The organism is Bacillus sp. AP8 (assembly GCF_000321185.1).
GTDB classification, from domain to species: domain Bacteria; phylum Bacillota; class Bacilli; order Bacillales; family DSM-1321; genus Bacillus_AD; species Bacillus_AD massilioanorexius.
In genome coordinates this window covers 68,917-85,083 of record NZ_CAPG01000036.1, presented here as the reverse complement: position 1 = coordinate 85,083, position 16,167 = coordinate 68,917, and the positions used below count along the sequence as shown (strand labels likewise).

14 protein-coding genes are annotated in these 16,167 nt (G+C 34.0%); 13 read left to right on the top strand and 1 reads right to left on the bottom strand.

Annotation, left to right across the window (positions count from 1 at the left end; all coding sequences use genetic code 11):
* Nucleotides 1-266: 266 nt before the first annotated feature.
* The 13 genes from BN349_RS09605 to BN349_RS23740 all read left to right on the top strand — a co-directional run bounded on the left by BN349_RS09605 (nucleotide 267) and on the right by BN349_RS23740 (nucleotide 14,342).
* Complete coding sequence (locus BN349_RS09605; RefSeq protein ID WP_019242084.1) at nucleotides 267-1,130, top strand: superoxide dismutase; 864 nt, start codon at nucleotides 267-269, stop codon at nucleotides 1,128-1,130.
* A 169-nt stretch (nucleotides 1,131-1,299) separates the two neighbouring features.
* Nucleotides 1,300-2,445 (top strand): D-alanyl-D-alanine carboxypeptidase family protein, encoded by a 1,146-nt coding sequence (locus tag BN349_RS09600; RefSeq protein ID WP_019242083.1) that lies wholly within the window; start codon nucleotides 1,300-1,302, stop codon nucleotides 2,443-2,445.
* The gene (locus BN349_RS09595) at nucleotides 2,438-3,031 is read left to right on the top strand and encodes a nucleoside recognition domain-containing protein (protein ID WP_019242082.1); all 594 of its coding nucleotides are present in this window, start codon (nucleotides 2,438-2,440) and stop codon (nucleotides 3,029-3,031) included. The genes BN349_RS09600 and BN349_RS09595 overlap by 8 nt, the downstream gene beginning before the upstream one ends.
* Before the next feature lie 2 nt (nucleotides 3,032-3,033).
* Nucleotides 3,034-3,567 (top strand): spore maturation protein, encoded by a 534-nt coding sequence (locus tag BN349_RS09590; protein WP_019242081.1) that lies wholly within the window; start codon nucleotides 3,034-3,036, stop codon nucleotides 3,565-3,567.
* Nucleotides 3,568-3,875: 308 nt separating this feature from the next.
* Nucleotides 3,876-4,607 carry a 23S rRNA pseudouridine(2605) synthase RluB gene (rluB, locus tag BN349_RS09585; protein WP_019242080.1) on the top strand — a complete coding sequence of 244 codons (732 nt, stop codon included), beginning with the start codon at nucleotides 3,876-3,878 and terminating at the stop codon, nucleotides 4,605-4,607.
* A gap of 90 nt (nucleotides 4,608-4,697) precedes the next feature.
* Complete coding sequence (resA, locus tag BN349_RS09580; protein ID WP_019242079.1) at nucleotides 4,698-5,228, top strand: thiol-disulfide oxidoreductase ResA; 531 nt, start codon at nucleotides 4,698-4,700, stop codon at nucleotides 5,226-5,228.
* Between the two features lie 18 nt (nucleotides 5,229-5,246).
* A complete protein-coding gene (gene resB, locus BN349_RS09575; protein WP_019242078.1) occupies nucleotides 5,247-6,869 on the top strand; it encodes a cytochrome c biogenesis protein ResB in 1,623 nt (540 codons plus the stop codon).
* A gap of 14 nt (nucleotides 6,870-6,883) precedes the next feature.
* Nucleotides 6,884-8,062 carry a c-type cytochrome biogenesis protein CcsB gene (gene ccsB, locus BN349_RS09570; protein ID WP_019242077.1) on the top strand — a complete coding sequence of 393 codons (1,179 nt, stop codon included), beginning with the start codon at nucleotides 6,884-6,886 and terminating at the stop codon, nucleotides 8,060-8,062.
* Nucleotides 8,063-8,386: 324 nt separating this feature from the next.
* Complete coding sequence (locus BN349_RS09565) at nucleotides 8,387-9,103, top strand: response regulator transcription factor (RefSeq protein WP_019242076.1); 717 nt, start codon at nucleotides 8,387-8,389, stop codon at nucleotides 9,101-9,103.
* Nucleotides 9,103-10,905: an ATP-binding protein gene (locus BN349_RS09560; RefSeq protein WP_019242075.1), complete on the top strand. Its 1,803-nt coding sequence runs from the start codon at nucleotides 9,103-9,105 to the stop codon at nucleotides 10,903-10,905. The genes BN349_RS09565 and BN349_RS09560 overlap by 1 nt, the downstream gene beginning before the upstream one ends.
* A 348-nt stretch (nucleotides 10,906-11,253) precedes the next feature.
* The gene (gene sigX / locus BN349_RS09555) at nucleotides 11,254-11,814 is read left to right on the top strand and encodes an RNA polymerase sigma factor SigX (protein WP_019242074.1); all 561 of its coding nucleotides are present in this window, start codon (nucleotides 11,254-11,256) and stop codon (nucleotides 11,812-11,814) included.
* Entirely contained in the window at nucleotides 11,780-13,018 is a 1,239-nt protein-coding gene (locus BN349_RS09550) for a hypothetical protein (protein WP_019242073.1), read from the top strand. Before sigX ends, BN349_RS09550 begins: the two co-directional genes overlap by 35 nt.
* Before the next feature lie 529 nt (nucleotides 13,019-13,547).
* Nucleotides 13,548-14,342: a peptidoglycan DD-metalloendopeptidase family protein gene (locus BN349_RS23740; RefSeq protein WP_019242072.1), complete on the top strand. Its 795-nt coding sequence runs from the start codon at nucleotides 13,548-13,550 to the stop codon at nucleotides 14,340-14,342.
* A 72-nt stretch (nucleotides 14,343-14,414) separates the two neighbouring features.
* On the opposite strand, the gene serA is transcribed toward BN349_RS23740, so the two are convergent.
* The gene (gene serA, locus BN349_RS09540; protein WP_019242071.1) at nucleotides 14,415-15,989 is read right to left on the bottom strand and encodes a phosphoglycerate dehydrogenase; all 1,575 of its coding nucleotides are present in this window, start codon (nucleotides 15,987-15,989) and stop codon (nucleotides 14,415-14,417) included.
* Nucleotides 15,990-16,167 lie beyond the last annotated feature (178 nt).

The window sequence follows — 16,167 nt, the reverse complement described above, 5'->3', positions numbered from 1 at the left end:
ACAAAGCATGTGAAAACAGTCTTTTGTGAAAGCAAAGATATAAAGCTAAACACATAATATAAACGCGAAACATCCGCTTTTATTTAGAAGTAAGAATAAACGTAAAACAAAACATACTTTTTTAAAATCATACAAAATGAAGCGTAGAGGCGTTTAAAAAGGGATTGAAAAGCCCTTTTTAAACAGCCTCTTTTTTTTTCTGGAAGAACTTATTTATTCATGTTTTTTTCTTTCCTTTCATAAAAGTAGAAAAGGAGGCTGATATTATGATGTATTTTATTGAATATGTGAAACAAGTAAAAAGTTGGATTACTGAGGTTAAGCGTTATTCCGGAGGAAAAGATGTTAAAAGTGAAGAGCTTGAAAGAAGTATAGAAGGGGTTGAGGCCTGCATTAGCCAATTAAATGAAGACGACTTGCGAGAAATGGATATTATCCATTTGCAATCTTTAGTTAACCAAACAAATACATTTTTAATGGATGATGACGAAACGAGACAATTATTTGTTCCAATTGGTCAACATACCTTACCTCCACTGCCCTATGGATATAATGCTCTAGAGCCATACATTTCTGAAGAAATTATGAGGTTACACCATGACAAGCATCATCAATCTTATGTAGATGGCTTAAATAAGGCCGAAAAGAAAATGCAGGAAGCTCGCCAAACAGATGATTTTTCACTGTTGAAGCATTTGGAACGAGAAGCGGCTTTCCATGGTTCTGGCCATTATTTGCATACGATTTTTTGGGAGATTATGAGACCGAACGGTGGCGGTGAACCAAAAGGAGCATTGTTGCAGCAAATCATTAAGGATTTTGGAAGTTATAAAGCATTTAAAAAACAATTCTCTGAAGCAGCCAAGCAAGTAGAAGGGGTTGGTTGGGCCATACTAGTCTGGTCCCCTCGTTCTAGAAGGCTTGAGATACTTCAAAGTGAACGGCATATGCTCTTAACTCAATGGGATACTATTCCACTACTAGTTTTAGATGTATGGGAGCATGCCTACTATTTACAGTATAAAAATAAGCGTGGAGATTATGTGGACCAATGGTGGAATATTGTGAATTGGCCAGCTGTCGCAATTCGTTTTCAAAAGGCACAGAAGTTACAATGGTCTCCATATTAAAAAATTTTTAGTCTGTTAAAAAAGGCTTCTTTTCTCTTTTGACAGACTATTAGTTTTTAAGGTTTTTTTAATTTTAAAAAAAGTGATTGATTTTTTACAGTAACCTCTTGTCATAACACTTGTCCTTTTGCATAGACTTGTACAAAACAAGAAAAGGATGAGGTCCTTCATGCACATAAAAAAGCTACTAATTATGCTGGTTACTTCACTATTAGTTTCCACGCTAATCCCCATCATACATACAAAAGCAGCTTCTGTAAGTGCGGTTAATGCTGTCTTAATGGAGCAAGTAAGTGGGAGAGTACTGTTCGAAAAAGAAGCACATCAAAAGCAGCGTATTGCGAGTATAACAAAAATTATGACAGCTATTTTAGCAATTGAATCTGGTAAGCTAAATGACATGGTAACAGTAAGCGGAAACGCATTTGGTACCGAAGGATCTTCATTGTTTTTAAAGCAAGGTCAAAAAATGAAGCTTGAAGATTTGGTCTATGGTTTAATGTTACGATCCGGAAATGATGCAGCAGTAGCAATAGCAGAGCATGTAGGAGGAAGCTTGGATGGATTTGTCCTTCTAATGAATCAAAAAGCTGAAGAAATTGGGATGGAAAATACATCATTTACCAATCCTCATGGTTTAGATAATACTAAGAATCATTATTCCACTGCCTACGATATGGCTCTATTAACAAGGTATGCCATGAATAATCCGAAATTCGCTGAAATATCTGGAACAAAAAATCATAGAGCACCAAACTTAGAAGAAGACTGGAACTACTCTTGGACAAATAAAAACAAAATGTTGAAATTATATAAATATTCCACTGGAGGAAAGACGGGATTCACGAAATTAGCGCGACGCACACTCGTTTCTACAGCTGAAAAGGATGGATTATCTTTAATAGCGGTTACTTTAAATGATTCAGATGATTGGAATGATCACATGAATCTATTTGATCAAGGTTTCAAAAAATATCAATTAACAGAAATTCTACCTTCGGGGCAAATGAAAAAAATTAAGAATCGTTTTTATAAGAATAAGATTGCAATTCACTCTGCTTTTTTATACCCATTAACTAAAAAGGAACAAAAGCGAGTTAGTATTGAAATTCAATTGTTTAAACCAAAAAAGAGCTGGAAAGATGAAAATCATATACCTGAAAAGGTTGGAAAAGCTTATATCATGCTTGGAAGTAAGGTAATAGGTCAACGAAATATATTTTATAGTGAAAAAAAACATGCTGAACAAACGAGTTTTATTCAGCATTGGAGCAATATTTTGTTTATGATGTTGGATTTGAAGCACAATGGTTAATTATATATGGGTAGGCATGTTAATAATAGGTTTCGTTTTTGCTCTTTTCAATGGAACAATTGATCAAGTGAATGTTGCTCTTTTTAAAGCGGCAAAGGATGCTGTAACTATATGTTTTGGATTAATTAGTGTTTTGGTATTTTGGCTTGGCTTAATGAAAATAGCTGAAGAATCGGGGCTGTTAAAGAAGATGACCTCTTTATTTAAGCCGTTTATCGCGAAGTTATTTCCTGATGTTCCTTCGAATCATCCAGCTCTTGGCTATATCCTATCAAATATGATGGCAAATATATTTGGATTAGGGAATGCTGCAACACCTCTTGGAATTAAGGCAATGGAACAATTAAAAGTCTTGAATAATGGTAGAAATGAAGCAAGTCGCTCTATGATCACCTTTTTAGCGATCAATACTTCATGTATTACATTAATACCAACAACGGTAATCGCTATTAGAATTACTCATCATTCAGCTTCCCCGACGGATATTGTACTGCCAACTATCTTAGCGACTATTATTTCTATGATTGGTGGTATATTAATTGATCGTTTATTTTATTTGCGAAGGAAACGTAAGGGAGGTGGCTAAATGTGCAATGGTTTATTTCAATCTCAGCGTGGATTCTACCCGTTTTAATAGCAAGTATATTGCTATATGGTTTAATAAAGAAAGTTCCTACTTATGAAACTTTTGTAGAGGGTGGTAAAGAAGGAATTACGATTTCATTTGAAATTATTCCATATCTAGTAGGTATGCTAGTGGCCATTGCCGTTTTTCGAGCTTCTGGAGCAATGGATGCATTTGTTCATTTGGTAAAGCCAATCTTTTCGATATTCGGAGTTCCTTCAGAAATTGTTCCTTTAGCAATCATTCGCCCTATTTCAGGAAATGCCGCCTTAGGTTTAACAAGTGATTTAATGGCAACCTATGGCGTAGATTCATACATAGGTCGTTTAGCGGCAACTATACAAGGGAGTGCCGATACAACTTTTTATGTTTTAACAGTCTATTTCGGAGCAGTAGGAATCAAAAAAATGGGAGATGCACTAAAGGTAGGATTACTAGCTGATTTAGTAGGGTTTATTGCTGCTATTGTTGTTGTAATTATCATTTTTGGTTATTAAAAAGGATGTCTCAAAGATGCTACTTTTGTTGACATCTTTTTTTATTGTCTGAAAAATTCAATCAGGTAGATTAGTATGAGGTAGGTTAAAAGGTAATGCTATAAGAGATAGCTTATTTTTTGTTGTTCTTAAAAATTCGTTATCTTTTACTCTTTACTTTGAACAATCGAACACGTTAAAAAAGATAGATTATTCTGTCTTTTTGTTTATTTGAAAGAAAACTTTTTCTTTTGTGTAGGAATATGACATAATTGTATATCGCTTGTTTATTTTTCTGGCAACAAGTAATATGTAAGAGGTGATAAATAATGGAAAGATTACAAAAAGTAATTGCACACTCTGGAGTAGCTTCAAGGAGAAAAGCAGAAGAATTAATAGTTGAAGGTAAAGTTAAAGTGAACGGACAAGTAGTTCGTACTTTAGGTACGAAAGTTGGTCCAAATGATAAAGTAGAAGTAAATGGTGTACCATTAGAAAATGAAGCACCAGTATATTTTATGCTAAATAAACCTAGAGGTGTTATTTCAGCTGTTCAAGATGATAAAAATCGAAAAGTTGTTACGGATTTCTTTCCGATGATAGAAGAAAGAATATACCCGATTGGTCGATTAGATTATGACACATCGGGCTTGTTGTTATTAACAAATGATGGCGAGTTTGCTAATCAATTAATGCACCCTAAGAATGAAGTAGAAAAAATCTACATCGCCAAAGTGAAAGGAATTCCTTTAAGAGAGCAGCTGAAGAAGTTACAGAAAGGTATCAAGCTTGAAGATGGAATGACTGCGCCTGCTAATGTTAAGTTTATTTCAGCCGATAAAAAGAAAAATACGGCAATTATTCAAATTGGCATTCACGAAGGAAGAAATAGACAGGTTAGAAGAATGTTTGAAGCAATTGGGCACCCAGTTATGAAACTTAAACGAGAACAGTATGCATTCCTTACTTTGAAAGGTTTAAAACCTGGTGATGCAAGAGAATTGACTCCTCATGAAGTTAAACAATTACGCGTATTAGCTACAAATATTCGTAAAAAATAGAAAATTTTCACATAAGGTTCATTATTGTAAACAATTTCATGATGTTGTTAAATGATATAATGGGGTTAACTGGTAATAAGGGGGAGAAGAATGGGGGCAAAGAAACGACGGCTAATCATGAGAACGGTGATTCTTGTCGTATTAGGGATGGCACTTGCGTACACTTTTTATGCTAAATTAACGAAAGATGAAAATAAAGTCGTACAGATTGACAAAGAAGTGCCTGACTTTGTTTTAACAGATTTAAATGGAGAAACACATCGACTCTCGGATTACAGAGGGCAAGGGGTATTGTTAAATTTCTGGGGCACGTGGTGTAAACCATGTGAAGCAGAAATGCCATACATAAATAATCAGTATAATGAATATAAGGACAAAGGTGTACAAGTTTTAGCAGTCAATATTGGAGAAACTGAGTTGGCAGTGAAAAATTTTGCAAATAAATACGGCTTGGAATTTCCTATCGTCTTAGATAAAAAGAAAGAAGTGATGGAATATTACGGCGTTGGTACTCTTCCAGCAACATATTTAATCGACCAAGATGGAAAACTAGTGGATATTATAGTGGAAAGTCTGACAGAAGATAAAATAAAGGGGTTAATGGAAGCAATTAAACCATAAACAATGGGGAGTTAAAACATGAAAGAAGTGAAATGTGAGTGCGGGCATGTAAATCCACACGGAACGATTTTATGTGAATCATGTGGAATATTGCTAGCAGAAGACAAAGATAATCAACTTGTTGACATGCGCTACGAGGGGACAGCAAGGAGATCTCAAACGTATAAAAAAACAATCATTGATCAAATATGGAATTTTTTTTCGTCTGTTAAAGTCGGAGTTTGGCTTATTATTATTACACTTATCGCATCAGCGTTAGGAACTATTTTTCCTCAAGAAATGTACATACCTTCAACCATACCTGCAAAAGATTATTATCAACAAGAATATGGATTTTTAGGAGAAATCTTTTATACTTTAGGTTTCCATAATTTATATGATTCTCTATGGTATAGAACTTTGGTTTTCTCTATAGGTGTTTCTTTAGTAATCTGTAGTTTAGACCGTTTTATTCCTCTATATCGAGCGTTAAAAACACAAAGAGTAGACCGAAATGAGAGCTTTTTAAAGAGACAAAGAGTATATGGTGAAACAATAGTAGAAGATCAAGAGATTGATTTAGAAGCGTTTAAGGCTCGTTTAAAAGAACGCAAATACAAAGTGAAAGAAGTTAATAATAGTATTCTCGCAGAAAAAGCAAGATTTTCTCGTTGGGGTCCATATGTGAATCATATTGGATTAATCATTTTCCTTATAGGAGTGCTTTTACGCTCTGTTCCTGGTATGTATTATGACAAGCTTCTCTGGGTTAGGGAAGGAGAAACAATGGAGATACCTGGAACTAAGGGGAAATATTTTGTAGAAAATAAACAATTTACATTAGAAGTATATGATAAAGAACAAGAAAAAGAAGTCTTTGCAGAAGCGATCGATAAATCCGGATCAGTAGCAAAAAACTTTCAAACAGATGCCATTTTATATGAACGAGTTGGCAAACAAATACCAGGTGAAAAGCCACAATTGAAGAAAGTAAAAGAGCATTTTATTCGTGTGAACCAGCCCTTAAAGGTAGATCGCATCGCTTTATATCAAGTTACATACAAGTTAGATGAGCTAAGTAAAATGTCTTTCCATCTGACTGAAAAGAAATCAGGGAAAGACCTAGGCTTAGTTACCATTGATTTGAATAATCCAGAAAAAAAATATAAAGTTGCCAATGACTATTCTATAGAACTAGTAAATTATTATCCGGATTTTGAAATGGATGAAAAAGGGGAGCCTAAAACAAAATCACCTGTACCTAATAATCCAGCATTTGTCTTTAAGATGATGGGACCAGAAAATCCAAAAGGTGATGTAAGTTTCGTAGCTATCCAGAAAACAGTAGAAGCATCCAATGATAATACATATAAAATGGCTTTTGCTGGAGTTGAAACGAAAAATGTAACCGCTTTGACAGTAAGAAAAGATTTAACAATTCCAATATTGTTCGTTGGTGGTTTTATATTCATGGTAGGCGTAATCCAAGGAGCCTATTGGAATCATCGTAGAATTTGGATTCAAAGACGTGGTAATCAAATATTGATTGCAGCACATACGAACAAGAACTGGCACGGATTAAAAAGGGATCTTTCGAAAACAATTGAGGGAATGGGTTTAAATGAACCTGTAGACCGGACAGAGAAGACCGAATCTTCGTAATAGGGGGAATTTTAATGGCTGAACTTAGCGGTAATCTTTTATTTTTAGCGTTTATTTTATATTTAGTTGCAACGTTATTTTTTGGCGGTGCTATTAAAGGCAAAAATAAGGATGCTATGCAAAACTTAAGTAAATGGTCGTTAATTGGTATCATTTTAACTATCATAGGTTTTATTTCACAACTCGGTTATTTCATTACAAGATGGATTGCTTCGGGACATGCACCAGTAAGTAATTTATTTGAATTTACGACGTTTTTTGGGATGATGCTTGTTGGAGCATTTATTGTTATTTTCTTCATCTATCGAGCAAATATATTAGGGGTTTTTACATTACCAATTGCAGTGTTAATTATTGCTTTTGCAGCTATGTTTCCAAGAGAGATTACTCCTCTTGTTCCATCATTACAAAGTCATTGGTTGCAAATTCACGTTACAACTGCTGCAGCAGGCCAAGCTATTTTAGCAATTAGCTTTGCAGCAGGTCTTATTTATTTAATCAAAACTATTGATCAATCAAAAAGTAGTAAGAAAACATTCTGGCTAGAAACTACGGTGTTTTTCCTAGTCATTACTTTAGGATTTGTTATTATTTCATCGATTTTTTCGATTGATGGCTATAAAGCTGAGTTTAATTGGATAGATAAAAATGACAAGGAAACAAAAGCAGAGTACCGTTTGCCAGCACTTGTTGGTCCACATCAAGGTGAATTATTAACAGCAGGTAAAATGGAACCATTAATTGAAATGCCGGCCTTTATAAACGCAGTTAAACTAAACACTGTTGTATGGTCATTTTTTGTAGGAACAATCATATACGGATTAATAAGAATTATTTTCAGAAAAAGAGTTAGTCAGCTCCTGCAACCATTAGCTAAAAAAATCAGCCTTGATTTAGTAGACGAAATTAGTTACCGCTCGGTTTTAATAGGTTTTCCAGTATTCACTCTTGGTGCATTAATTTTTGCGATGATTTGGGCACAAATAGCTTGGACTAGGTTCTGGGGATGGGATCCGAAAGAAGTATGGGCATTGATAACATGGCTTTTCTATGCAGCCTTTTTACATTTACGATTATCGAAAGGTTGGCATGGAGAAAAATCTGCTTGGTTAGCAGTTATTGGTTTTGGAATAATTATGTTCAACTTAATTTTCGTAAACTTAGTAATAGCAGGTCTTCATTCATACGCTTAATACGAAAATCAACTATTCTAAAAAACCTTCACCATTTATACTGTTGAAGGTTTTTTGTTTATAATATTGTAAATTAAATTTCACTTTATTTTAATAGAAAAATAATAAACTCAATTAGATTTTGAAATAATATTCATAATTTCTTATATGAATATGTTTTATATAGTAAGAAGTGAATAAAGGTTATTTCTATTTTGTCACTTTTTATATATAATAAAAGTGTTCAATACATAGAAATATTATTTTTATATTACTTAGCACTTCAAAATTTGATGAAACTTATAACCAACATTTTGTAGTTTGTACAAAAGGGGAGGAAGTTAGATGGAGAACGAAATTAAAATTTTAGTAGTGGATGATGAGGAGCGTATTCGTCGATTACTAAAAATGTACCTTGAAAGAGAAGAATATGTAATAGATGAAGCAGAAGATGGAAATGAAGCTTTATTAAAGGCTACAGCAAATGATTATGACTTAATTCTTTTAGATATTATGATGCCAGGAAAAGATGGAATAGAAGTATGTAGAGAATTAAGAGAGAAAAAATCTACACCTGTTATCATGTTAACAGCAAAAGGTGAAGAGATTAATCGTGTACAGGGCTTTGAAGTCGGTACAGATGATTATATTGTAAAACCATTTAGTCCGCGTGAAGTTGTTTTACGAGTAAAAGCTTTATTAAGACGTTCTTCTAAAACAAATTATGTTCAGTCTGATACTACTACGAAAGACGTAATCGTTTTACCACATTTAACGATTGATAATGATGCTCATAGAGTTACAGCTGATGGGAAAGAGGTTTCCTTAACACCGAAAGAATACGAATTATTATATTTCCTAGCTAAAGCACCAGATAAAGTATTTGATCGTGAGCAACTTTTAAAAGAAGTATGGCATTATGAATTTTTTGGTGATTTAAGAACGGTTGATACGCACGTGAAACGCTTAAGAGAAAAGTTAAATCGTGTTTCTGAAGAAGCTGCTAAAATGATTGTGACTGTATGGGGAGTGGGATATAAATTTGAGGTTGTGAATGAATAATGATCTTCCTGAGGAGTGTCGTTGGTAAGCTTTGGTTTACGATTTTACTTTTAGTTTCATTTGTGTTGCTAATTTTAACGGTGCTCCTTCTTGAGTTTTTCGAGAATTATAATGTACATCAAGTAGAAGATGATTTACTTCTTACGGCAAATCGGATAGTGAATATACTTGAAATTCATGATGATCCTGATGATACGTTAGAAATATCATCACAACTTCTGGGGCATTCGAAAAATATTCTCGTTTTTCAAGGAGAAAATCAAATATTTCCTTCTGAACCGTCAAATTCTGATTTTGAATTATCCATTGCCACTATAAAAAAAGATAAAGATCTTTATCGAGTTTTCACTGACGGCAAAGTTGTATCAAAGGAGCTTAATCTTAAGGAGACTGGAAAAGAGTTACATACATCATCCGTTAAAATAGTAGGTGTACCATTAACATCGTATCATGGTAAGAGTGGTGTTGTATTCGTGTTTCAATCGTTAGAGACAATGAAAGATTCTGCTCAATCGACAACGAAGTTCATTTTGTTGGCAGCGGGTGTTGCAATTATTTTAACGACAATCTTTGCATTCTTTCTTTCGACACGGATTACAGCTCCTTTACGAAAAATGAGAGAAGCTGCGTTTGAGGTAGCAAGAGGTAAGTTTGATACTAAGGTTCCTATACTTTCTAATGATGAAATTGGGGAATTAGCTACGGCTTTTAACCAAATGGGTAAACAATTGAAGTTTAACATGAATGCCCTTAGTCAAGAAAAAGAAAATTTATCTAGTATTTTAAGCAGTATGGCCGACGGAGTTATTACCATAAATATTGATGGGACTATTCAAGCAACAAATCCACCAGCCGAACAATTTCTTCAATTTTGGTATACTGAGGTGAGGGAGAGAGGTGCTCAATCACCTGAAGCTCCAATGGAATTGATGAAGCTGTTTCATCAGTCTGTTGAAACAGAGCAAGAACAAATTGGGGAAATTAATTTAGGAGATCATTATTGGGTTATAATTGTCAGTCCATTATACAATAATAAAAATATTCGTGGTGCAGTTGCAGTACTTCGGGATATGACAGAGGATCGTAAGCTAGAAAAAATGCGGAATGATTTTATCGCAAATGTATCTCATGAATTACGCACGCCTATAAGTATGTTACTAGGCTATAGTGAAGCAATCATTGATGATATTGCGAAGACTGCTGAAGAGAAAAAAGATATCGCTAGAATAATAAATGATGAGTCTTTACGAATGGGTCGCTTAGTAAATGAATTATTAGACTTAGCAAGAATGGAAGCAGGTTATACTAATTTAAATTATGAAAATATTCAATTAGGTCCATATATAAATAGAATTACCGGAAAATTTTCAGGATTAGCACAAGAGAAAAATGTGAAAATCCATTCTGAGATTCATGATTATTCTGTTTTCTGGGCGTTTGATGGAGATCGTATCGAACAAGTACTTACGAATTTGATTGACAATGCATTACGCCATACACCAGATGGCGGTACTATTTCAGTGATTGAATATATTAATGATCAATCACAACTAGTAATATCAGTTAAAGATACTGGTGTTGGCATTGCACAAGAGGATTTACCATTTGTTTTTGATCGCTTTTATAAAGCAGATAAAGCAAGAACTCGAGGAAGGTCAGGAACAGGGCTTGGATTAGCGATTGCTCATAATATTGTGAAAGCTCATAGTGGAGAGATATTTGTAAATAGTGTTGTGAACGTTGGAACGACATTTACATTCCTTATACCTCAAAATACGAGTTTTGTTGATAAAAATAAATAGAATTGACGAAAAATATTGTTACATGAGAAACAAAAAGGGAACTAGCAAGTAGATTAGTGTAATATATAGAAGCTGCTGTGTAAAAAGTATATCTAAAGCACGAATTCTGTTTTTTTACTGAGAGAATTCAGTTAAAATAGAATTTAATATGTAGATGTGCTTTAAGACATAATCTCTTCTATGAATTTCCATTTGAATCGAATCAAAGAGAGTGTCATAAAAACGATAATGATTTTATGGCACTCTTTTTCTTTGTATCAATAGAAATTGTAAAAATTGTATAATGTATCATGTAACTTTTTACAAGGGAATTTCGACAAATAATAAACGGAGGAGGAGGAGAATTAGATGGACTCCGTTTTTCAACGGCTGTATGAACAGTATCACCAAGATGTTTTTCAGTTTTTATTTTATACAGTAAAAAATAGAGAAACTGCTGAGGATCTGATGCAGGAAGTATATATAAAGGTTTTAAATTCGTATCATCGATTTGAAGCCAAAAGTAGTGAACGAACGTGGCTTTATTCGATAGCGAGAAATACCGCTATAGATCATTTTAGAAAGCAAAAAAGTTGGAAGCAAAGAATTTTTGAAAATTTTGATTGGAGTAGGGAAACGATTCCTGATGTTCAGCCTCTTCCAGAAGAAATTGCTGAATTAAATGATGAGATGAAATTGATTTATCGTAGTTTAGAAGAATGTAGTATTGATCAGAGAATGGTATTAATTTTACGTTATATACAATCATTATCCATTAATGAAACGGCTGAAATACTTGGTTGGACTGTGAGTAAGGTGAAGACAACTCAACATCGAGCATTAAAAGCTGTAAGGATAATATTAGAATCTAATATAGGAAAGGAGGAAAGTTATAATGCGAAAGCCGGAGGAGAAAGAAAAAGAAATTGAATGGTTGCTTTCTAAATTGCCAAAAGTTAAGGATGAGCGAGATCCTAACATCATATACTCGCAAATACAAAGTCGACGTGTTCAAAAAAGAAATAGAAAGATTCGCTGGATGCCTATTATTACTTCTGCTTGTGCATTGTTTATATTTTCAATTCTTTCCGTTTCCTACCTATTCGATGAAGAAAAAACGTTTAATAAGGATCAGCAAGACCAGAAATCAATGGATATAACAATGAATGAACCAGAAGCTACAAGTGAAAAAAAAGAAGCAAGTCATAAAGAAGAAGTAGTAAAAAATAATGCTCGTTCAAATGAGCCTTCAAAGAAAGAGTATACGAATGATAAAGGAATAAATCGAAGTAAACCATTTACCACTGCTTCCTCTTCCAAAACATCTCTATTATTTTCGGACTCTTTAGCAGACGAAAGTTATTTTACAGTTGCTATTCCTGACGAACAGTCTCAATACATTGTACCTGTTACATTTTTAACTCAAAAGGGAAATTTTGATGAAAACCTTATGGATATGATGCAAGTATCGACATCTTTTAATGAAACTGAATACGGATTGAGTGACTTTTTTCCTTTACAAGCTTCGTTAAAATATATCCCGGAAAATAAATCAGTCAATATAGATGTTGCAATGAACAGCCCGTATATTCAACAAGATCGGGTATTTATCGATGTATTAAGCAGAAGTTTTGCATATCAAAATAAGGTGGAGAAAATCACTTTATCAACAGATGGCAAAGCTGGTGTTGAGTTCGCAGATTATGGACTTGAAGAGCAAATAGTAATAGATAAAAATCCAAAGCATGCTATGTTAGTGTACCAATTAAATGATACTTCTCCACAGTTCTTTGTACCTTCAATCAATAGCTATCCTTCGATAAGTGAAGCATTGGATGCAATGAGAGTGGATGATGAAAGCTTTCATGTAACAGCTGCAATCCCTTCTACAATGACTTTTGAGAAGATTGAAGATAAACAAGGTCAACTAGTGCTTTATCTTGCGGCAGGAACGGTGTTAGAGAATAATGAAACGTATATTCAAGCGATAGAAGCTATACTATTAACAGCAAAAGAATTTGGTTATGAGACAGTATTATTTCAAAATGCCAATATATTGGAAGTGGGTTCATACCGTTTGGATCAAATATTACCAGTTCCATTAGCTCCAAATGTAATTCGGACAATAGATTGATTCCTATCGGTTGGATTTTGGTTGAATAAAAACATATCTAATAAACATCATTATATATAAGCAATCTATATAAGATTTCTTCATTATGATGATGTTTATTTTTTCTGTTTTCTAAGTGATTTATAGATAAGTTTGGAGAATAAAATGAGCTGCTAAAGCGGTTGATCATTGAACGTAATGTTGCCGCCAGATTCCTATGGAAGGCAAAGGCTATAACGGACGGATAAGTGCTGATAAGGCTCTCGCCGGCCCTAGCGGAAAGCTAGCATCCTTGAGTAGAATCAGTCATACCAACTCCTTGATAATAGTCATGAAAAGTTTATATAAATAAAAAAACTCCGTAATAAGCATTTTCTGAGTATACAGTATGCAAACATATTTTTATCCTTTATTAAATGCATAAATTATTATTGGATAGTGAAGTCTAGATAAAGTGACTGTTAAAGGAGGAAAGATTTTCTTTTAATACAGTTCTACAGTCAGGCTAGTCCACATAAAATATGAAAACAATGTCAATAGGAGGATTAATATGCTTGATTATGGAAAACGAATACTAATTGTATTAATTATAGCAGTTTGCATTGGAATTATGTTTTTAGGTGGCACACATAGTAGAGCAGCTGCGAGTGGTCTACCTGAAGGATGGATTTGGCCAACGAAAGGGAGTATTACAGATCATTTTGGTGCTCGAAATGGAAAACATAAAGGAACCGATATAGCGAATGCTTTACATACGAATATTATGGCTGTTAGTGATGGTGTTGTAAGTAAATCTTATTTATCAAGTAGTTATGGAAATGTAATCTTTATAGATCATGGACCAGAAGGTTATGAAACCGTTTATGCTCACTTAAACAGTAGATTAGTAAATGAAGGTGAACATGTTAGAAAAGGACAGGTTATTGGGAAGATGGGCAATACAGGTAATTCTAGAGGGGTTCATTTGCATTTTGAAGTTCATAAAAACCATTGGACCGTCAATAAAGAAAATGCCATAAATCCACTAATTGTCTTAGGAGAACAGCGTAGTGTTGAAGTATCCGAAAATAAAAACAATCGAGTAGATCAGAAGGTGGTAGAAGTTGTATCTCATGCAAATGACAATAAGGGAGAGGTGATACAAGGGTATTATACCGTTAAAAAAGGCGACACTTTATGGGAAATAGGCAAAAGGTACGGTGTAACGGTAGAGTTTTTAAAAGAAAATAATCAGCTAACTTCAGATCTTATTTTTATAGATCAAAAGCTTTCTGTGAAAAAAAATGTGACGATCAGTATGGTGCAAATGAATAAACAAAAAGTCATAGAGGAGTATTTAGATTGATATTGGGGATATTTTTCTCTTAAATGAAGAGAAAAAGGGAATCCTATAATAGGACTCCCAATATAAGATTCATTATAAGGAAATACGATACATAAAAGAAATATCATCTAATGCCAGCATAGCATCATACATTTCATCTGAAAGTGGCTTATCGAATGATAATACCATAATGGCTTCTCCACCAACTTGTTTACGACCTACCTGCATAGTAGCGATATTAATGCTGTTGTCTCCTAGAATTTTACCAACTCGTCCAATAACACCAGGACGGTCAGTATGTTGGATATAAAGGAAGTCTCCTTCAGGAGTGAAATCGATATCGAAGTTATTAAGACTTACAATACGTGGGCCATAATGGTCGATGTACGTACCTTTTACTTCGAGTTGACGATTATCGCCTTTCACACTAACAGTGATTGTATTACTATAACCAGAAGTGTTTTGAGAAATCTTTTCACCTGTTGTAATACCTAGTTCTTTAGCAACTAACATTGCGTTAACTTCATTCACAGGCTGATCAATTCTTGAATTTAGAAATCCTGATAATAGAGCTTTCGTAAGAAGGCTACTATCAAATTCAAGTACATTACCTGCATAGGTAACAGATATTTCACGGACTCCTTCTTTCATACATTGAGAAGACACACTACCTAATTGTTTCGCTAAACTATAAAATGGTTGGATCTTTTCGAAAACTTCTTTAGAAATCGCTGGTAGATTAATAGAGTTTGACACTGGATTTCCATTTAAAAACGTTAATACTTCTTGAGCTACTTGTGTAGCGACATTTAGTTGAGCTTCCTTCGTTGAAGCACCTAAATGTGGTGTTGCGATTACTTGATCTAATTCAAGTAATCTGTTACTAGTTGCTGGCTCTTCAACAAATACATCTAATGCAGCACCTGCAACATGACCTTCTACAATACTCTCGTAAAGTGCATCTTCATCAATGATACCTCCACGAGCACAGTTAAGAACGTAAAGTCCTTTTTTAGCTTTCAATAGACGATCTTTATTGATAAGTCCTTTGGTTTCTTTTGTTAATGGTGTATGAACTGTAATAATATCAACTTTTTCCACTAGTTCATCTAATGGTAATGCAACAACGTTCATTTGCTTCGCTCTTTCTGCTGTTAGGAAAGGATCATATACAAGAACATTCATACCAAATGCTTTAGCTCTTTTGGTAATTTCCCCTCCAATTCTTCCCATACCAACAATACCTAGTGTTTTACCGTTCAACTCAGTACCTGAAAACGAAGAACGTTTCCATTCGCCATTTTTTAATGAAGCGCAAGCTTGAGGGATATGTCTCATTAATGAAGCCATCATGGCAAAAGTATGCTCAGCAGTTGAAATGGTATTTCCATCTGGAGCGTTAACAACAACTATACCCCTTTTAGTAGCTGCCGGTATATCTACATTATCAACTCCAACTCCAGCACGAGCAACAATCTTTAAGTTAGGCATTTTGTTCATCAATTCTTCTGATACCTTAGTAGCACTTCGTACTAAAATGGCTTCAATTTCATGTAGTTTGTCAGCTGCTTCTTCAACTGTTTCTTGAATTAATTCAATTCCAGAAGCGTTTAGAAGAGGAGTAAGCCCTTCAGGTTTAATCGCATCAGCTACTAATATTTTATACACCAATAACACCATCCTAATTAATTTTATAAAATTTTAAATATTTATTAAATTATCGCTTATTCTACAAAACATTGCAAGAACTGTCAATTTGCTAAGCGCTTACAAAAAATTAATTATGAAATAATGTTAAAAAATTATGAAATAAGTAATTTTTCTTCACTTCCTTAAACTTTTCCGA